16 protein-coding genes and 1 riboswitch are annotated in these 19705 nt (G+C 45.3%); of the genes, 9 read left to right on the forward strand and 7 right to left on the reverse strand.

Annotated elements, in window-relative coordinates:
- From dnaA to AC3CH4_RS00025, 5 genes are all read left to right on the forward strand, one after another.
- A complete protein-coding gene (dnaA, locus tag AC3CH4_RS00005) occupies positions 1 to 1422 on the forward strand; it encodes a chromosomal replication initiator protein DnaA (RefSeq protein ID WP_017081729.1) in 1422 nt (473 codons plus the stop codon).
- 81 nt (positions 1423 to 1503) lie between these two features.
- On the forward strand, positions 1504 to 2604 hold the full coding sequence (gene dnaN, locus AC3CH4_RS00010; RefSeq protein ID WP_017073815.1) for a DNA polymerase III subunit beta: 1101 nt from the start codon (positions 1504 to 1506) through the stop codon (positions 2602 to 2604).
- Positions 2605 to 2686: 82 nt separating this feature from the next.
- A complete protein-coding gene (gene recF / locus AC3CH4_RS00015) occupies positions 2687 to 3766 on the forward strand; it encodes a DNA replication/repair protein RecF (protein ID WP_017073814.1) in 1080 nt (359 codons plus the stop codon).
- Between the two features lie 17 nt (positions 3767 to 3783).
- The gene (gyrB, locus tag AC3CH4_RS00020) at positions 3784 to 6201 is read left to right on the forward strand and encodes a DNA topoisomerase (ATP-hydrolyzing) subunit B (RefSeq protein ID WP_428785288.1); all 2418 of its coding nucleotides are present in this window, start codon (positions 3784 to 3786) and stop codon (positions 6199 to 6201) included.
- Between the two features lie 504 nt (positions 6202 to 6705).
- The gene (locus AC3CH4_RS00025; RefSeq protein ID WP_102571935.1) at positions 6706 to 7140 is read left to right on the forward strand and encodes an Hsp20 family protein; all 435 of its coding nucleotides are present in this window, start codon (positions 6706 to 6708) and stop codon (positions 7138 to 7140) included.
- A 116-nt stretch (positions 7141 to 7256) separates the two neighbouring features.
- Here the strand turns inward: AC3CH4_RS00025 and AC3CH4_RS00030 are convergent, their stop codons facing one another.
- From AC3CH4_RS00030 to glyQ, 4 genes are all read right to left on the reverse strand, one after another.
- On the reverse strand, positions 7257 to 8510 hold the full coding sequence (locus tag AC3CH4_RS00030) for a valine--pyruvate transaminase (RefSeq protein ID WP_017073811.1): 1254 nt from the start codon (positions 8508 to 8510) through the stop codon (positions 7257 to 7259).
- 255 nt (positions 8511 to 8765) lie between these two features.
- Positions 8766 to 10853, reverse strand: a complete 2088-nt coding sequence (locus AC3CH4_RS00035; RefSeq protein WP_488543109.1) for an alpha-amylase — start codon at positions 10851 to 10853, stop codon at positions 8766 to 8768.
- Positions 10854 to 11054: 201 nt separating this feature from the next.
- Positions 11055 to 13121: a glycine--tRNA ligase subunit beta gene (glyS, locus tag AC3CH4_RS00040; RefSeq protein WP_488543110.1), complete on the reverse strand. Its 2067-nt coding sequence runs from the start codon at positions 13119 to 13121 to the stop codon at positions 11055 to 11057.
- Positions 13122 to 13123: 2 nt separating this feature from the next.
- On the reverse strand, positions 13124 to 14053 hold the full coding sequence (gene glyQ / locus AC3CH4_RS00045; RefSeq protein WP_017073808.1) for a glycine--tRNA ligase subunit alpha: 930 nt from the start codon (positions 14051 to 14053) through the stop codon (positions 13124 to 13126).
- Between the two features lie 210 nt (positions 14054 to 14263).
- A riboswitch (yybP-ykoY riboswitch) is annotated at positions 14264 to 14440 on the forward strand.
- A gap of 34 nt (positions 14441 to 14474) precedes the next feature.
- On the opposite strand from glyQ, the gene AC3CH4_RS00050 reads away from it, so the two are divergent.
- Positions 14475 to 15029 carry a TMEM165/GDT1 family protein gene (locus AC3CH4_RS00050; RefSeq protein WP_017073807.1) on the forward strand — a complete coding sequence of 185 codons (555 nt, stop codon included), beginning with the start codon at positions 14475 to 14477 and terminating at the stop codon, positions 15027 to 15029.
- Between the two features lie 151 nt (positions 15030 to 15180).
- A complete protein-coding gene (locus tag AC3CH4_RS00055; RefSeq protein WP_004736676.1) occupies positions 15181 to 15435 on the forward strand; it encodes a hypothetical protein in 255 nt (84 codons plus the stop codon).
- A gap of 84 nt (positions 15436 to 15519) precedes the next feature.
- On the opposite strand, the gene tusA is transcribed toward AC3CH4_RS00055, so the two are convergent.
- On the reverse strand, positions 15520 to 15771 hold the full coding sequence (gene tusA, locus AC3CH4_RS00060) for a sulfurtransferase TusA (RefSeq protein ID WP_017055492.1): 252 nt from the start codon (positions 15769 to 15771) through the stop codon (positions 15520 to 15522).
- Between the two features lie 149 nt (positions 15772 to 15920).
- Here tusA and AC3CH4_RS00065 point away from each other — a divergent pair, with 149 nt between their 5' ends.
- Entirely contained in the window at positions 15921 to 16106 is a 186-nt protein-coding gene (locus tag AC3CH4_RS00065) for a hypothetical protein (protein WP_017073805.1), read from the forward strand.
- A gap of 155 nt (positions 16107 to 16261) precedes the next feature.
- Positions 16262 to 17203 (forward strand): LysR family transcriptional regulator, encoded by a 942-nt coding sequence (locus AC3CH4_RS00070; RefSeq protein ID WP_372244125.1) that lies wholly within the window; start codon positions 16262 to 16264, stop codon positions 17201 to 17203.
- A gap of 109 nt (positions 17204 to 17312) precedes the next feature.
- Here the strand turns inward: AC3CH4_RS00070 and acuI are convergent, their stop codons facing one another.
- Both acuI and fadA read right to left on the reverse strand, forming a co-directional pair.
- Positions 17313 to 18293 (reverse strand): acrylyl-CoA reductase (NADPH), encoded by a 981-nt coding sequence (acuI, locus tag AC3CH4_RS00075; protein WP_146453672.1) that lies wholly within the window; start codon positions 18291 to 18293, stop codon positions 17313 to 17315.
- Positions 18294 to 18535: 242 nt separating this feature from the next.
- The gene (gene fadA / locus AC3CH4_RS00080) at positions 18536 to 19699 is read right to left on the reverse strand and encodes an acetyl-CoA C-acyltransferase FadA (RefSeq protein ID WP_488543111.1); all 1164 of its coding nucleotides are present in this window, start codon (positions 19697 to 19699) and stop codon (positions 18536 to 18538) included.
- Between the last annotated feature and the right edge of the window lie 6 nt (positions 19700 to 19705).

Below are 19705 nucleotides of genomic sequence, written 5' to 3' on the forward strand. Positions count from 1 at the left end.
GTGTCATCTTCGCTTTGGTTGCAATGCTTGCAACAGCTTCAAGAAGAGTTACCAGCTACAGAATTCAGTATGTGGGTACGTCCGTTACAAGCGGAGCTCAATGGTAATACTCTAACTCTATTTGCACCAAACCGATTTGTACTCGATTGGGTGCGCGATAAGTACCTAAATAGCATTAACCGTTTGCTACAAGAATATTGTGGTAATGATATCCCGCATCTTCATTTTGAGATTGGAAGTAAACGAGTCATTGCTCCAAGGTCTGAGGCTATCGCCCCTGCTCGTACACGTACCGCTGCTGATGTAGCTGCTGAGTCGTCTGCACCTGCGCAGCTACAAGCACGCAAACCAGTACACAATATCTGGCGTGATGAAGAACCTGTAGCGGTTGACCTTAATCACCGTTCAAACGTGAACCCAAAACATAAGTTCAATAACTTTGTTGAGGGTAAGTCGAACCAACTGGGTTTGGCTGCGGCACGTCAGGTTTCTGATAACCCAGGAACCGCTTACAACCCGTTGTTTTTGTATGGTGGTACTGGTTTAGGTAAAACGCACTTGTTGCATGCGGTGGGTAACGCCATTGTTGATAATAAGCCGAATGCTAAAGTGGTTTACATGCACTCAGAGCGCTTTGTTCAAGACATGGTGAAAGCGCTCCAAAACAATGCGATTGAAGAATTTAAGCGCTACTACCGTAGTGTAGATGCATTGCTTATCGATGATATCCAATTCTTTGCTAATAAAGAGCGCTCTCAAGAAGAGTTCTTCCATACCTTTAATGCTCTGCTTGAAGGCAATCAACAGATCATCCTAACGTCTGACCGTTATCCAAAAGAGATCAACGGGGTAGAGGATCGTCTTAAATCCCGCTTCGGTTGGGGTTTGACGGTTGCGATTGAGCCACCTGAGCTTGAGACTCGTGTGGCGATCTTGATGAAGAAAGCAGAAGACCACCAAATTCATCTTGCGGATGAAGTGGCGTTCTTTATTGCGAAGCGTTTACGCTCTAACGTTCGTGAGCTAGAAGGCGCATTGAACCGTGTTATTGCGAATGCAAACTTCACTGGCCGTCCGATCACGATCGATTTCGTGCGTGAAGCACTGCGTGACTTACTTGCCCTGCAAGAAAAACTGGTCACCATTGATAACATTCAAAAGACAGTCGCTGAATACTACAAAATCAAAGTCGCTGATCTATTATCTAAACGTCGTTCTCGTTCTGTTGCTCGTCCGCGCCAATTGGCGATGGCACTGGCTAAAGAGCTGACTAACCACAGCTTGCCTGAGATTGGTGATGCATTCGGTGGCCGTGACCACACGACCGTGCTGCACGCTTGTCGTAAGATTGCTCAGCTGCGTGAAGAGAGCCACGACATTAAAGAAGATTATTCGAACTTGATTCGTACCCTTTCTTCTTAATACACAGTATTCTTAACCTTAATAAGCAGAATCTTGGCCACGTACTATTACGCAGTGCCATTTAGACCGTAAGAGCAAGATATGAAATTTACCATTGAACGTAGTCACCTGATAAAGCCATTACAACAAGTATCTGGCGCACTCGGTGGCAGGCCAACGCTTCCAATTCTAGGAAACCTACTGATTAAAGTAGAAGATAACGTGTTGTCGATGACAGCGACGGATCTAGAAGTTGAATTGATCAGCCGTGTAACGCTTGAAGGTGATTTCGAAGCGGGCAGCATTACCGTACCTTCACGTAAGTTCCTAGATATCTGTCGCGGCTTGCCAGATAGCTCAGTGATCACCGTGGTATTGGATGGTGACCGTGTTCAGGTTCGTTCTGGTCGTAGCCGTTTCTCATTGGCAACATTACCTGCGGCAGATTTTCCAAATATTGAAGATTGGAGCAGTGAAGTTGAAGTGTCAGTGACACAAGCTGAATTGCGCGGTCTTATCGAGAAAACACAATTCTCAATGGCGAACCAAGACGTTCGTTACTACCTCAACGGTATGTTGTTTGAGATTGAAGGTTCTATCTTACGTAGTGTCGCAACTGATGGTCACCGTATGGCGGTATCTCAAGCGCAACTGGGTGCCGATTTTGCTCAGAAGCAGATCATTGTTCCTCGTAAAGGTGTGCAAGAGTTGGTGAAGCTCCTGGATGCTCCTGAACAGCCAGTAACGCTGCAGATTGGTAACTCTAATGTGCGTGCTGAAGTGAACAACTATGTCTTCACTTCTAAGCTTGTTGATGGTCGTTTCCCGGATTATCGCCGCGTAATGCCACAAAATACCACTAAGACATTAGAAGCCGGCTGCGATGAGTTACGTTCAGCGTTTTCTCGTGCTGCGATTCTGTCGAATGAAAAATTCCGTGGTGTTCGCGTTAATCTTGTAGATACCGAGATGCGTATTACAGCGAACAACCCAGAACAAGAAGAAGCGGAAGAAGTGCTAGACGTCACCTTCGACGGTGACGCGCTAGAGATTGGCTTCAACGTAAGCTATGTATTGGATGTATTGAACACACTGCGTTGTGAACAGGTTCGAATCTCAATGTCAGACGCGAATGCGAGTGCGTTGATTGAAAACGCACAAGATGACAGCGCGATGTACGTTGTTATGCCGATTCGTTTGTAAGCCATGTTTATTTATAAATTATGTTTGCTTATCAACAACGTTTGTCTATCGAGCCGTGATTGAAGATTAATATGAAGACGTTATGCCTTTATCGCGCTTAATCGTAAAGCAGTTTAGAAATATTGAAGCCTGTGACATTCAACCGTCATCAGGCTTTAACTTTCTTATAGGGGCTAACGGAAGCGGCAAAACCAGTGTCCTTGAAGCGGTGTATCTGCTCGGACATGGTCGCTCGTTCAAAAGCTCACTAACCGGTCGTATCATTCAAAATGAGTGTAGCGAACTGTTTGTCCATGGCCGTTTTATGACCTCGGATCAATTTGAGCTGCCAATTGGCATTAATAAGCAGCGCGATGGCACCACAGAGGTTAAAATAAGCGGTCAAACTGGTCAGAAATTGGCTCAGTTAGCTCAAGTCTTACCTTTGCAGTTGATTCACCCTGAAGGGTTTGATTTACTAACCGATGGACCTAAGCATCGCCGCGCATTCATTGATTGGGGAGTCTTCCACAGTGAGTCGGGTTTTTATGATGCTTGGGGCAGGGTAAAGCGCCTCAATAAACAACGTAATGCATTATTGAAAACGGCGACGAATTATCGAGAACTGAGCTATTGGGATCAAGAATTGGCCCGTTTAGCTGAAAGCATCAGCCAGTGGCGTGCCACTTACGTTGAACAGCTTAAAGAAGTCGCTGAAGAAATCTGCGCGACCTTCTTACCTGAGTTTGAGATAAAGATGAACTACTATCGAGGCTGGGATAAAGACACCCCATACGCCGAGATATTAGAAAAGAATTTTGAAAGGGATCAGCAGCTTGGTTACACCTTCAGTGGGCCAAACAAAGCGGATCTAAAGATAAAAGTGAATGGCACTCCAGTGGAAGATGTCTTGTCACGAGGTCAATTGAAGTTGATGGTATGCGCGCTACGAGTAGCACAAGGGCAACACCTCACTCAAATGACAGGTAAGCAGTGCATCTATTTGATAGATGACTTCGCTTCCGAATTAGATAGCCAACGCCGAGCACGTCTTGCTGAGTGTTTAAAGGCGACTAAGGCTCAAGTTTTTGTAAGCTCTATTACCGCTGACCAGATTGCAGATATGCATGACGAAAATAGCAGGATGTTTCATGTGGAACATGGCAAAATAGAGCAAGGATAATTAGTCAGAGAGTAACTATGTCAGATAATTACGATTCATCGAGTATTAAAGTACTGAAGGGTCTGGATGCGGTACGTAAGCGTCCTGGAATGTACATTGGCGACACGGATGATGGTACCGGTCTGCACCACATGGTTTTTGAGGTGGTAGATAACTCTATTGATGAAGCACTCGCTGGTCACTGTAATGACATCATCGTAACTATCCATGAAGATAGTTCTGTGTCAGTAAGCGATGACGGCCGTGGTATTCCAACTGAATTGCACCCAGAAGAAAAAGTATCAGCAGCAGAAGTAATCATGACGGTTCTTCACGCTGGTGGTAAGTTCGATGATAACTCGTACAAAGTATCTGGTGGTCTGCACGGTGTTGGTGTTTCAGTAGTTAACGCACTTTCTAAGCAAGTTACTCTGACTATCCATCGCGGTGGCAAAATCCACACTCAAACATACTGCCACGGTGAGCCTCAAGCGCCACTAGCGGTTGTAGGTGACACGGACAAAACAGGTACAGAGATTCGTTTCTGGCCGAGTGAAGAAACCTTCACTAACATCGAGTTCCATTACGATATTTTAGCTAAGCGTTTACGCGAGCTATCATTCTTGAACTCAGGTGTATCAATTAAGTTAATTGATAAGCGCGAAGAAGACAAAATGGATCACTTCGAATACGAAGGCGGTATCCAAGCGTTTGTTGAGCACTTAAACACCAACAAAACACCAATTATCCAGAAAATATTCCATTTCGATCATGAGCGTGAAGACGGTATTACCGTTGAAGTTGCGATGCAATGGAATGACGGTTACCAAGAAAATATTTATTGTTTCACCAACAACATCCCTCAGCGTGATGGTGGTGCTCACTTAGCGGGTTTCCGTGGTGCACTAACACGTACATTGAACAGCTTCATGGACAAAGAAGGCTTCTCGAAGAAAGCGAAGACTTCAACATCAGGTGATGATGCTCGTGAAGGTTTGACGGCGATTGTTTCGGTGAAAGTGCCAGATCCTAAGTTCTCAAGCCAAACTAAAGACAAACTGGTTTCTTCAGAAGTGAAGTCTGCGGTTGAGTCTACAATGGGTGAGAAGCTGTCTGAGTTCTTAATTGAGAACCCAGGTGAAGCGAAAATCGTTTGTTCGAAAATTATCGATGCAGCACGTGCTCGTGATGCAGCGCGTAAAGCTCGTGAGATGACACGTCGTAAAGGCGCATTAGATTTAGCGGGCCTTCCAGGTAAACTAGCTGACTGTCAGGAAAAAGATCCTGCACTGTCTGAACTATATATTGTGGAAGGAGACTCTGCTGGCGGATCAGCTAAGCAGGGGCGTAACCGTAAGAACCAAGCAATCCTACCGCTTAAAGGTAAAATCCTTAACGTAGAGAAAGCACGTTTCGATAAAATGCTTTCTTCTCAAGAAGTTGCAACGCTCATCACAGCACTTGGTTGTGGTATTGGTCGTGACGAATACAACCCAGATAAACTGCGTTACCACAACATCATCATCATGACCGATGCCGATGTCGATGGTTCTCACATCCGTACCCTGCTACTGACGTTCTTCTACCGTCAAATGCCAGAGTTGATTGAACGTGGTTACATCTACATTGCTCAGCCACCACTTTACAAAGTGAAGAAGGGTAAGCAAGAGCAGTACATCAAAGATGAAGATGCGATGAACCAGTATCAAGTATCTTTAGCTTTAGACAATGCAGAATTGCACGTAAACCCTGAAGCGCCTGCGTTTGCTGGTGAAGGCTTAGAGAAGCTTGTTCATCAATACAATGCGGGTATTAAGCTGGTTGATCGTATGAGCCGTCGTTACCCACGCGCATTGATTCACGAACTGATTTATGTACCTCGCCTAACCGCTGAGCAGTGTCATGATGAAGCAGCCGTTGAAGCTTGGGGCAAGCAGCTTGTAGAGCAGCTAAACGGCAAAGAAGCGGGTGCGAGCCAATACTCTCTTGAAGTTGAAAAACACGAAGAGCTAGGTTTAAGCGTTCCTAAGATTGTAGTGCGTACACACGGTGTTACTCACGAACATGTACTCAGCATTGACCTTATCAACTCGAAAGAGTTTGGTAAGCTAGCAGACCTTTCTGAAGCGCTTGACGGCTTGATTGAAGAAGGCGCTTACATCAAGCGTGGTGAGCGTACTCAAGCGGTTTCTAGCTTTGTTGAAGCTCTGAACTGGTTAGTGAAAGAGTCTCGTCGTGGCCTGAGCCTACAACGATACAAAGGTCTAGGTGAGATGAACCCTGATCAGCTTTGGGAAACGACAATGGATCCTGAAACTCGTCGTATGATGCAAGTAACGATTGAAGATGCTGTTGGTGCTGATCTGTTGTTTACAACGTTGATGGGCGACCAAGTAGAGCCGCGTCGTAACTTCATCGAAGAAAACGCACTTAAAGTAGCTAACCTAGACGTTTAGTATCTTTGATACTTCGCTCTTTCGCTTAATTTCTGTGTCAGAGGTGCTCACATACATTCGTATGCTCCGCGCCTCTTCCTTGAACTAAAACGAAATAGCTTCGTCTCAAAAAACTCAATATCTTATTGAAAAGACTGTCAGAAATGACGGTCTTTTTTGTTTTTAAGTGATTGAAAAATATTGGATTGGAAAAATAATTGAAAATAATCCCTTGAAACTATTTTGCTCATTCCACATATCTAGTTGTGAAGAGGATGACTGTCTTGCTCTACAAGAGAAGAAACAGAACCTTCATTATCGCTGACGAAGTATCGCTCAAGAGAGGATAACTTTGTCAGCACACAATTTAAAAATTGATTCATTGCCATGTCCCAGCGTTGTCGCCAATAGAGGTGAAACCCGAGGAATGCGAACTGAATCCCTTAGCTGTTTACTGGGTCACACACAGGTTCGAACTCAGTAAAATTCACGGCTAAGACTATTGCTTACTAAAAGGATAGCATTATGAGAACTGTAGATTTCACTCCACTTTACCGCAACGCAATCGGCTTCGATCGTCTATTCAATATGATGGAAGCGAACACATCAAAAAATGCTTCTGGCGGTTACCCTCCGTATAACATCGAGCAAAAAGACGAGAATAACTACCGTATTACTATGGCCGTTGCTGGTTTTTCTGATGACCAATTAGATCTTACTCAGAAAGAGAATATGCTAATTGTTAAAGGTGAGCGCAAAGCAGAAGCAGAGAAAACCTTCGTATACCAAGGTATCGCAGAGCGTGATTTCGAGCGTAAATTCCAACTGGCAGACTACGTAAAAGTGGTAGGTGCAAGCATGGAAAATGGTCTTCTTCACATCGATCTAGAACGCGAAATCCCAGAAGCGATGCAACCACGTAAGATTGCTATCAATGGTAATAGTCTTCTAGAAGGTTAAGCGTTATTAGCTCATTTGAGCTAATAAATATCGGGAAGTAAAAGTGAAAGAGCACCAGTACCTTGAAGAAGGTCGGTGCTCTTTTTTGTATTTGGTCTACAGTAACCTAAAAGGTCTTATTGCTGTTCTGAGTAAGCCTTTTTCACTTCTTCAGCAATGATAGCAATGCCTTTCTGCATCGCCTCATCATCTTGCACGTAGTTCATGCGTAGACATTGATGGGCATGATCCCATTCGTCTTCTTGGCCGATAAAGAAGTATTCACCCGGAACAATCAATACGCCACGAGCTTTGAGGCGATCGTACAGCTCCATGGTGGTAATCGGCAGCTCATCAAACCATAGCCATAAGAAAATCGCGCCTTCAGGCTTGTGGATACGAAAACGAGGGTCGTCGATTGCTTGTTGTAAAAGCTCAACTGCACGTAAAGATTTATCTTTATAGAAAGGTTTGATTACCTCGCTGCTTAAGCGCAGTAAATCGCCTTTTTCAATCATGTGGTTAGCAATCGCAGGGCCAACACTATTGGGTGCTAGGCTGATAATGCCATTCATGTTGGTCAGTGCTTGTGTTACTTCTTCGCTCGCAATCACGATACCGCAGCGCACGCCTGGCAAGCCAAGCTTGGATAGGCTCATGCATAGAATGGTATTTTCATTCCAGAACGGTTCAACATCTTCAAAGATGATGTTTGGAAACGGTAAGCCGTAAGCATTATCGATCAGCAGAGGAATGTTGTTTTCACGCGCCAGTTTATCCAGCTTAAGTACTTCTTCGTCGGTTAGTACGTTGCCGGTTGGGTTAGTTGGACGAGAAGCACAGATAGCCGCTACTGAATCATCAACCTTGAGCTTTTCAAAATCGACGTGGTATTTGAACTGTCTGTTTTCAAGCAACTCTATTTCTGGGTGATATGAGATAAATATATCGTCATCAATGCCAGCGTCGCCGTAACCGATGTACTCAGGCGCGATTGGCAGCAAGATTTTCTTGTGTGAGCCATCTGGCTGCTGACCTGCTAACAAGTTGAATAAGTAGAAGAAGCCACTTTGGCTACCATTAGTTAGGCTAATGTTCTTCTCACTGATGTCCCAGCCGTAAGTATCTTTTAGCATTGTAGCTAACGACTTGATGAAGCTGTCTTTGCCTTGCGGACCATCGTAGTTGGCGAGGGCGGCGATGAGTTCTCCACTGGCGAGCATGTCGGCACTGGCTTGGTTAAAGTAATCGAGCATGGCTGGAATAGCGGCTGGGTTGCCACCACCGAGCATGATTGCGCCAGGAGTGCGCAGGCCATCATTCAAATCATCCATTAAACGAGTGATTCCAGAGTATCGATTAAATTTTTCACCAAACTTAGAGAACTGCATTACTTATTTTACCTAATTCATTGTGATTGCTTGTTATGTGTCATTAAGGCAGACCTTATGTCTACCATCAGTGTGTTCCTTGAACATACCGCAATGTTTTTGCGACGCATAGCGCCAAATGCGCTAACGCGAAAAAAACTTCTATAAAGTTTAACTAATGAGTGTCTGCTTTCTTATTGAATGAGTGTTTCGTGATAAAAAAAGGAGAAGCCTAAGCTTCTCCTTTTAGTTTCTACTGATTATTTCAATGAACGTTTACTTCGTTCCTGTGTAAACAACCAATACTTTGTCATCTTGGTATTGGCGTTCGAAGGCATAGTAGCCCTTGCTGTTACGGATGATGTGTTTACCTTGGGCAATCGATGGGTGGCGCTGACGGAATTGACCAAGCGTCTGCCAATGTTCTAACAGTTGTGCTCGTTCACCTGTGATTTGATCCCAAGGCATATCAGAGCGAGTCCCTTGCATTGGATCTGATCCTGTCGGGCCGAAATCACGAGCGATTTCATCACCGTAATAGATCTGCACCGCACCGGGAGCCAACATCAATGCGTTTGCTGCTTTGGTCTGTTTCGCAAAGTCACTGCCGTGTTGTGTCCAGAATAAAGAAGTGTCGTGAGACGATAGGTAACTCAACACGTTGAATTCACTGTCGTTGTTGATCTTGTCTGCATAGCGAAGGTAGTCAGCATCGAGATCGGATAAGCATTTAAGCGCCTTAGGTGCGATATCACTCTGGAATTCAAAGTTGATTATCGAATCAAAGCCATTAGCGAAGTAATCTGATTTTACTACGCTGTGTGCCCACACTTCACCCGTCATCCAAAAGGGCAGGTCATCTAAGGCTTTATCTGGGTTGTTCTGCTTCCATTCTGCAAGCGCTTGGTTCGTGCTCTCTTTAAGCTCTGCCCATGCTTCTAGCTCAACGTGCTTAGCGGTATCGACTCTGAAACCATCGACACCGTAGTCGCGCACCCAATCAGACAACCAAGTGATGAGATGCTCTCGAGGTGTTTTGAGTTCATCCGTGGCGCTGGTGGACTTGTTGAGATAGAAGTTAGGTAGCCCAGTAGTTTCTGTCGATTCTGTTTTGAAATCGGGCAGGTGCGCCAAAGACATGGTGAGGTTGTTGTACCCCGGTGAGTCATAAGCGCCGATATCACTGCGTAACCACGCTTTACCCCACCACTTTTCCCAAGCGTCTTGGTCGCTGTAGGATATGAAATTATTGAAGTAGTGCCAGTTTTGACCTGCCTTTGGTTGCCAGTCGGTCCAGTTCTCACCAAGCGTTTGTTTGGCTTGTTCATCGGTAAGGTTGAGTTTACCAAAGTCGAATTCTTGCATGTCGGCAAGCGTTGCGTAACCCGTGTGGTTCATTACCACATCCCAGACGACGCGAATGCCTTTGCTATGAGCTGTATCGATAAAGGTTTTAAGTTCATCCTCTGTGCCCATGTTGTCATCAAGCTTGGTCCAGTCTTGATGGTAATAGCCGTGGTAGCCATAATGTTTGAAGTCACCGCGATCACCACCGCCAACCCAGCCGTGGATTTGCTCTAGTGGAGAGGTAATCCAGATAGCATTGGCCCCGAGCGATTCAATGTAGTCGAGCTTTTCGGTTAAGCCTGCTAGGTCACCACCGTGGAAGGTGCCGATTTCATCTTGTCCATCTTGACTGCGACCATAGCTATTGTCGTTGTCAGGGTTACCGTTGTGGAAGCGATCGGTCATCACGAAGTAAACCGTGGCGTTGTCCCAGCTAAAATCAGCTTTGGTTTCTGGTTCTACTTTCTCTAGTAGCAGAACGCCTTGGCTATTTTCTGCTGGCTGCATGGTGACGCTGCCGTTGGTAACTGTGACTTGTTTTCCTGAAAGGGCGTCTCTTACCAAGGTGCCATCATCAAAGGTTTGAGCAACGTTGATGGTGGTTGGCTGGTCACTAGGTACAGGGCAGGCAAAGCTTTGAACTTGTTGCTGCTTTGGCTTTATCTGAACCGTGAGTTCATTGGTCTGAGGGTTCAACGTAAACTGGTAGGTGTTAGCGCGAAAGACCTTGATGGCGATTTCAGAATTCTCGGCACAGTCGTCTAGACGAAGGGGTTTATTGAATTTGATGCGACTCTCTTCAGCCAAAGCATAGTTAGTACCACAGGTCTTTTGAGCGTCGCTGATAGAGAAGGTATAGCTACCTTTGGCGAGTTCCTGTTCTGCAATTACGGTGCCTTTACCTGATGATTCAAATACGACAGTGTCGTTATCAATCGTCAGCAGTAGGTTGTTGTCACTGGTTTGGCTGCATGCGCTGAGTGCGAGTATTGAAAGCGCGAGTACTGTTTTTTTCATTGTTCCCTTCCCCTGAATAAACAGGTTATTTATAGCAAACAATGCCCTCTACAGTCTGAGTGCTGTTTCATTCAGTTAATCAATAATACGCCTACAAACAAATGCTTGGTTCACAAAAACAAAAAGGGAAGCTTTCGCTTCCCTTTGGGTGTTTACCGTTAGTTACTAAGAGTATGTCTAGAGTAACTGTCTCACTCGTGCTTATTTTTGCAGTAGAGAGATGTCAGCAATCTGTAGGAACAGGTTACGTAGGTTGTTCAGTAGCGTTAGACGGTTCTTCTTAAGCGCTTCGTCATCAGCCATTACCATTACGTTATCGAAGAATGCATCTACTGGTTCACGTAGATCAGCAAGCTTGCTTAGGGCTTCTTGGTAGTTGCCTGTCGCGAATGCTGGTTCTAGTGCTTCCGTCATTACTTCAACGTTTTCAGCCAGCGCTTTCTCTGCGTCTTCTTGAAGAAGCGCTAGATCGATTTCAGCGGGTAGATCGCCATCGAATTTCGCAAGGATATTACCTACACGCTTGTTCGCTGCTGCTAGTGCTTCTGCTGCTTCCAATTCACGGAAGTGAGAAACCGCTTTGACACGTTGGTCAAAGTCAGCTGGCTTGGTTGGGCGACGTGCTAATACCGCTTGGATGATATCAACGCTGAAACCAGCATCTTGGTACCATGCGCGGAAACGACCTAGCATGAAGTCGATAACGTCAGTTTCTACGTTGTCGTTGGTCAGCTTGTCACCTAGTAGCTCTTTCGCTTTACCGATTAGATCGGTTAGGTCTAGGTTGTAGCCGTTTTCAACGATGATACGTAGCACACCTAGTGATGCACGACGTAGCGCGAATGGGTCAGAACCTTTTGGTGCTTGACCAATACCGAAGATACCTACGATAGTGTCTAGCTTGTCTGCCATTGCAACCGCAGAAGAGATGCCAGTGCTTGGTAGTGTGTCACCCGCAAAACGAGGCATGTACTGCTCGTAAAGTGCTAGTGCTACTTGCTCGTCTTCACCATCGTGCGTTGCGTAGTGCATGCCCATTACACCTTGAGTATCCGTAAATTCGAATACCATCGATGTCATTAGGTCACATTTAGCCAGTAGGCCAGCACGCTTAGACTTTTCAACGTCAGCATCGATTTGCTCAGCAATGTAGCCAGCAAGTTCTGTGATGCGGTCTGTTTTGTCTTTGATCGTCCCCAATTGCTTCTGGAAGATAGCTTGGTCTAGTTCAGCAAGACGGTCGATAAGCGGACGCTTACGGTCGGTGTTGAAGAAGAACTCAGCATCAGCAAGACGTGGACGTACCACTTTCTCGTTACCTTCGATAACGTGACGAGGCTCTTTAGACTCGATGTTCGAAACGAAGATAAAGTTCGGTAGTAGGTTTTTCTCTGAATCGTATACAGGGAAGTACTTCTGATCGCCTTTCATGGTGTAAACCAAAGCTTCAGAAGGCACTTTTAGGAACTCTTGCTCAAACTTAGCAGTAAGCACCACTGGCCATTCAACCAAAGAGGTAACTTCTTCAACAAGATCATCTTCTAGGTCAGCAATACCGCCAACCGCATCTGCTGCTTTTTTAGCATCAGCAAGAATGATCGCTTTACGCGCATCGTAATCTGCCATTACTTTACCGCGCTCTTCTAAGATCGCAGGGTATTGGTCAGCAGAGTCGATTGTGAACTCTTGTTCGCCCATGAAACGGTGGCCACGGATAGTACGAGCAGATGCTACACCTAGAATTTTGCCTTCAACAAGCTCATCACCTAGTAGTACTGTCAGTGTCTTCACTGGACGGATAAATTGAATGTCTGAGTTACCCCAGCGCATTGCTTTAGGAATTGGTAGGCCAGCGAGAGCTTTCGCAGCAATGTCCATTACCAATTCTTGAACAGGTTTGCCAGCCACTTCTTGTTTGAAAAGAAGCCACTCGCCTTTGTCTGTTTTCAGGCGGTCAGCTTGCTCAACGGTAATACCGTTACCACGCGCCCAACCTTGTGCAGCTTTAGTCGCGTTGCCTTCAGCATCGAATGCGACAGAAATTGCAGGACCGCGCTTCTCAACCACTTTGTCTGCTTGGCCTTCAGCCAGTGCAGTCACTTTAAGTGCTAGACGACGAGGTGCTGCGTACCACTTGATGCCTTCGTGAGAAAGCTCAGCCGTTTTAAGACCCGCTTCAAAGTTAGAAGCAAAGGCTTCTGCTAGGGAACGAAGTGCCGTTGGTGGAAGCTCTTCCGTACCCAGTTCAATTAGAAAATTCTTCGCCATGATTATTTACCTTCCTTTTTTTCTACAGAACGGCACATTGGGAAGCCAAGCGCTTCACGTGACGCGTAGTACGCTTCTGCAACAGCTTTAGTCAGGTTGCGGATGCGAAGGATGTAACGTTGGCGCTCTGTTACAGAGATAGCTTTGCGCGCATCAAGGATGTTGAATGCGTGACCTGCTTTTAGAATGCGCTCGTAAGCTGGAAGCGGCAGTGGCTTCTCAAGCTCAAGTAGCTCTTTACACTCTTTTTCGCACTGGTCAAAGAAAGTGAATAGGAAATCTACGTCTGCGTGCTCGAAGTTGTACGTTGATTGCTCAACTTCGTTTTGGTGGAAGATGTCACCGTAAGTCACGTTAGAACCGTCTGGTGCTACGTTCCATACAAGGTCGTAAACTGAGTCTACTTCTTGGATGTACATTGCTAGACGCTCGATACCGTAAGTGATCTCGCCAGTTACAGGCTTACACTCAAGGCCGCCAACTTGTTGGAAGTAAGTGAATTGAGTCACTTCCATACCGTTTAGCCATACTTCCCAACCAAGACCCCATGCGCCTAGCGTTGGGTTTTCCCAGTTGTCTTCTACGAAGCGAATATCGTGAACAAGCGGGTCGACACCAAGAACTTCAAGAGAGCCTAAGTACAACTCCTGGATGTTATCTGGAGAAGGTTTTAGAGCTACTTGGAATTGATAGTAGTGCTGCAGGCGGTTCGGGTTTTCACCGTAACGACCATCGGTCGGACGACGAGAAGGTTGAACGTATGCCGTAGACATTGGCTCTGGGCCAAGTGCACGTAGACATGTCATTGGGTGAGAGGTGCCAGCACCTACTTCCATATCTAGTGGTTGAACAATGGTACAACCGTTTTGTGCCCAGTAATCCTGCAGCGCGAGGATCATTCCCTGGAAGGTTTTGATATCGTATTTTTGCATAGTCAGGTTCGCGCGATTCTTTTAAATGAATGAGAAAAATAACCTCTGAGTATACCGAGATATTGGTAAAGCGAGTAGGGGTAATCTTGTTTAATTAGTGGTCTAAAATGTCGTTTAGTGGATTTTTTTGCCTTTAATGTTTGTTTTTCGGCACAAGTGGATATTTTGATAACTTTGACACTTGTGTTTGAAAGCGTGGGTGATTAAAATCTCGCGGTCTTTGGGGAGTAGCTTACTTATTCATATCCTATTGAATGAGTTCGTCCGTCAACATAATTGATGCAAAATCATCATGGCGTTCGAGGCAACCACCACCTTTGGTGGCGCTTAGCAAGACCTTAGACAAGCATCGTGAACCGGGATGGGGCGCGAGGTTTGTCTTTGGTTAAATATAATAATCTCCGTCCCAAATGAGCATGTCGTGAGCGTTTTAGCAATTTCAATTACAACTGTCGCCTTAGCCGAGATCGGTGATAAGACTCAGTTGTTATCCCTTTTATTAGCCAGTCGATATCGAAAACCGATACCGATTATTGCCGCTATCTTCTTTGCCACTATTGCCAATCATGCCCTTGCTGCATGGCTCGGTGTTGTGGTCGCGGATTACTTATCTCCTGAAGTGTTGAAATGGGTGCTGGTGGTCAGTTTTATCGCTATGGCGGGCTGGATTCTTATTCCGGATAAACTGGACGACGATGAAGCCATCTCTAACCGTGGTCCGTTTGTCGCCAGTTTTATTGCTTTCTTTATTGCTGAGATTGGCGATAAGACTCAGATTGCGACCTCCATTCTAGGGGCCCAATATTCTGATGCATTAACGTGGGTGATTCTGGGTACTACCATTGGTATGTTGCTGGCGAATGTGCCTGTGGTGATCATTGGTAAGTTATCGGCAGATAAGATGCCTCTTGATCTGATTCGCAAGATCACTGCTTTGTTATTCGTGGGTTTGGCTATCGCAGCGGCTTTCTATTAAGCGGTGGTATTGAGTCTTATTATACTCAACCAGTAGAGTAATGTGTTGTAGGTCATACTCTTACAGTATTGTCAGGTTTATCGATCGAATGGACATATAACTGTCATACTTGTCATGATATTTTAATCTTGTGAGTTAAGAACACGAGGGCATGATTATGTTGACGCGTTATATGGGTATCACTCCACAAAGCCAAAGTTATCTATTTACCTTTGGTCTTGCACTTACACTATTAGGCATGGTGTTGACGGACATGTGGCTACCAATGGTGGCTGGTTCGATGATCATGACCGGGCTTGCAGTAGAAGCCTGGATTCGGGTCGCGCATATTATTCCTATGCGCAAAGATATCCGAGAAATTCAGCATCAGCTTGAGCATCTGCAAAACAAGTCTAGAAACGAATAAACAAAAAGCCGCTCGTACTCTGAGTTCTGTTTAAGAACATAAGGTACGAGCGGCTTTTTTGATGCTTGATATTTAGGTGAGGCGTTATGCCTCCAACCCTTTTCTTATCAAATATTGGTAAGGCAAAGCTTCAGTCGCTTGGCCGACTAACTGATGATCCATAAAACGACAAAAGCTCGGAATATCACGAGTTGTCGAAGGGTCGTCAGCTTTTACCAGTAACACATCGCCATCCTGCATGTTTCTAATTGTCTTCCTGACCATCATTACTGGTTCTGGGCAACGCAGGCCTTCAGCTTCTAAAGTATGGGTTGCCAGTTCAGGTTTGAATGTCATGGTTTGTATCTCTATATCTATCTAACGAGTGAATAATACGTCTGCAGAAAAAATATGCAATAAGTGCTTGGCAAGTGGAGTCATTTCCTATAACTTAATTAACAAGTTGATAACAACTTGAAGCAAAGGCAACTAGCTAAGGAGTGGCGATGTTGACAGGATTAGATAGATTAACAATTTATTCAGTTCTCTGTTTTATTTCTTTTTGTGCGTTAGTACTACGCTCATCGACAGAGACCTCACTGATGCCAATATTTGGCATAATAGCAACGATTATTGGTATTTGGGTAGAGATGCGCCGTTGGCAAGGCATAGCCGAAGAGCAAGAACACTAACCCGAATATAACAGCGAATTCCGATACGACAACATTCCGACACTATCCCCAAATTTTCTTGGGCTTCCCCGCGTAATTGCGGGATTTTTTTTATCTAAAGCATGCTATAAACAACGTAGTGATCAATGACAATTGTATACAGCTAGGTAAGTGGCGTGGAATTAGAAGACATCTATCGTAGAGACCTTAATTTATTGGTCGCCTTAAAGGTATTGATTGAAGAAGGCAGTGTTAGTCAGGCTGCGATTCGGCTTAACTTAAGCCAATCAGCAACCAGCCGTGTATTGGGACGACTTCGAGAGTTACTCAATGACCCTCTGTTTACACGCCAAGGTCAGCATCTTATTCCCACCAAGAAAGCACTCGAAATCAGTCAACGTATTGATCAACCTTTAGAGTCATTCCGCCAACTGCTTAGCCCTAGTGATTTTGACCCTTACTATTGCAGTGAGCGTTTTCTGATCGCAACCACTGACTACGCGATGCAAACCATCTTGCCGTATGCGTTACCTAAGATTTACGAGCAAGCGCCTAATATTTCATTGGAATTTGCGCCGCTGCAGCATGAGCATTTATTTAAGCAACTCAGCACCGAACGTGTCGATATGGCTATTTGTCGCCCGAGTGGCAGCGTTGCACCACTTCATCAAGAAGTATTGGGGCCGGTCGGTGTGTCGTGTTTGTTATCTAAAAATCACCCTTTAGCCGATCGATCGTTAAGTCTTGAAGATTATGTTTCTTCACCTCACGCGATGATTGCGATCAGTGATGGTGTTAAGGCTTTACTCGATAACGCTTTAGCTAATCAACAGCCTCGCAAAATGGTGCTGCGTGCTTATCACCTTGAAGCCGCATTGGCGATTGTCGATAGAATGCCGTTGGTGATTACTGTGCCTGCCGATTTGGCTTATTTGGTGGCAGAGCGCTATGACTTGGTTGTTAAGCCATTACCATTTGAGTTTATGCCGTTTGATTACTCTCTGATCTGGCACTCTCGCTGCGATTCTTCTGCCTCGCAACAATGGTTAAGAAGGGTGGTAAAAGAGGAGTGTGGTGAATTGATTCAGAAGCGTATTGCGGATGTTGGCTTGGGGTAACTTAACTTAGATCTAGCTTTGGTTTACTCGATCTCAATGACTAAAACGCAAAAGGGCTGATTACTATCAGCCCTTTGTTGATCTGGGATATTTAAGCTTTAGCTGATTACTAAAGCTTTATAACTACGCGACCAGTGATTTGACCGTTAGTGATGTCTTCTGCAGCTTGAATAGCACCATCTAAAGATACTTCTTTAGTCGCTTGGCCGTAGAAAGACTCAGGTAGCAACTCAGCAAGTTGTTCCCACGCTTTAATACGTTTCTCACGAGGGCACATTACTGAATCAACACCTTGTAGGCGAACGTTACGTAGAATGAATGGCATTACCGTGGTTGGTAAGTCAAAACCGCCTGCTAGACCACACATTGCAACCGCACCGTTGTAATCAATTTGCGCCAATACTTTTGCAAGTACTTTGCTACCTACAGTATCGATAGCACCAGCCCACAGTTGTTTCTCAAGTGGCTTCGCCGGTTCTTCTAGTTCAGCACGCTCTACAATACGTGTTGCGCCTAGTGATTTTAATAGCTCGCCATTTGCAGAAGCACGACCAGTCACAGCTGCGACTTTGTAGCCCAGTTGGTTTAGTAGAGTGATAGACACACTGCCTACGCCGCCACTTGCACCTGTTACTAGGATTTCACCGTCTTCTGGTTTGATGCCAGCATCTACAATAGCTTGAACACAAAGCATTGCTGTAAAGCCTGCTGTACCAATAGCCATTACTTTTTTAGCGTCTAGACCTGATGGCATTGGCACTAACCAATCACCGTTTAGGCTTGCTTTCTCCGCCATGCCGCCCCAGTGGCCTTCACCAACACCCCAGCCAGTTAGAACAACTTCGTCGCCCGCTTTGTAGCGTGGGTCTTCAGATTGTGAAACCACACCAGAAAGGTCGATACCAGGAACCATAGGAAAGTTACGAACAATGCGTCCTTTACCTGTAATCGCCAAACCATCTTTGTAGTTCAAAGAAGAGTAACTTACATCAACCTTCACGTTACCTTCTGGTAATTGAGACTCATCAATTTGAGAAACTGACGCGATAGTTTTTTTGTCTTCTTGGTTTAGTACAAGTGCTTTAAACATGATCTGCTCCGTGGGAGGAATATTAGGAAACTGAAGTAACTTTAGTTGAATCACCGAAGAAAAAATAATGAAACATCAACATTGAGTCTATGCATTTTGTGCATAGATGTGAGTGGCGCTTTTTCTCTTGCTAAGTTCGCTGAACGAATCGATACATTACTGGACGCCGAGCAATAAAAAGTGCAGCTATATAAATATAGCTGCACAAATTATTACCCTACAAGTATTACAATCAACGAGCGCTATGGGCGTTCAAATACCGTTGCAATACCTTGGCCTAAACCAATACACATGGTTGCTAAGCCGTATTTCACGTCTTGTGCTTCCATTAGGTTAATCAGGGTTGTTGAGATACGAGAGCCAGAACAGCCTAGTGGGTGACCCAGTGCAATGGCACCACCGTTAAGGTTTACTTTCACGTCAACCACATCCAGTAGACCTAGATCTTTCGCACATGGAAGAGACTGAGCAGCGAATGCTTCATTCAACTCAATAACACCCATATCTTCAATCGTTAAGCCTGCACGTTTCAGTGCTTTCTTGGTTGCTGGTACTGGGCCGTAACCCATGATAGAAGGGTCGCAACCTGCAATAGCCATAGACTTCACGCGAGCACGAATCTTAAGGCCAAGCGCGTTGGCTTTTTCTTCACTCATGATAAGCATTGCAGAAGCGCCATCAGACAGTGCTGATGAAGTACCTGCTGTTACCGTACCATTTGCTGGATCGAATACTGGGCGAAGCTGAGACAGGCCTTCTACAGTAGTTTCAGGGCGAATTACTTCATCATAATCCAGAGTGAACAGTGAACCGTCTGCCGCGTGAGCTTCTGTTGGTAGGATTTCATTCTTGAAACGACCTTCAACCGTTGCCGCTTGAGCTCTAGCGTGTGAGCGTGCTGCGAATGCGTCTTGATCTTCACGGCTAATACCGTGCATTTTACCAAGCATCTCAGCCGTTAGGCCCATCATTCCTGCTGCTTTTGCTACGTGCTTAGACATGCCTGGGTGGAAATCAACACCGTGGTTCATTGGCACGTGGCCCATGTGTTCTACACCACCGATCAGGCAGATTTCAGCATCGCCAACCATGATAGAGCGGGTTGCATCATGCAGAGCTTGCATAGATGAGCCACATAAACGGTTGACCGTTACCGCACCAATCTCAATCGGGAGACCAGCAAGCAAAGCAGCGTTACGTGCGACGTTGAAGCCTTGCTCTAGCGTTTGTTGTACACAACCCCAGTAAATGTCTTCAATTTCGACAGGGTTTACTTCTGGGTTGCGCTCTAAAATGCCTTTCATCAAATGTGCTGACAAATCTTCAGCACGAGTGTGACGGAAAGCTCCACCTTTGGAACGTCCCATTGGGGTGCGAAGGCAATCAACAACAACTACATTATTCATTTTGCT

The sequence above is a fragment of the Vibrio sp. QJM3NY_26 genome, assembly GCF_057786005.1.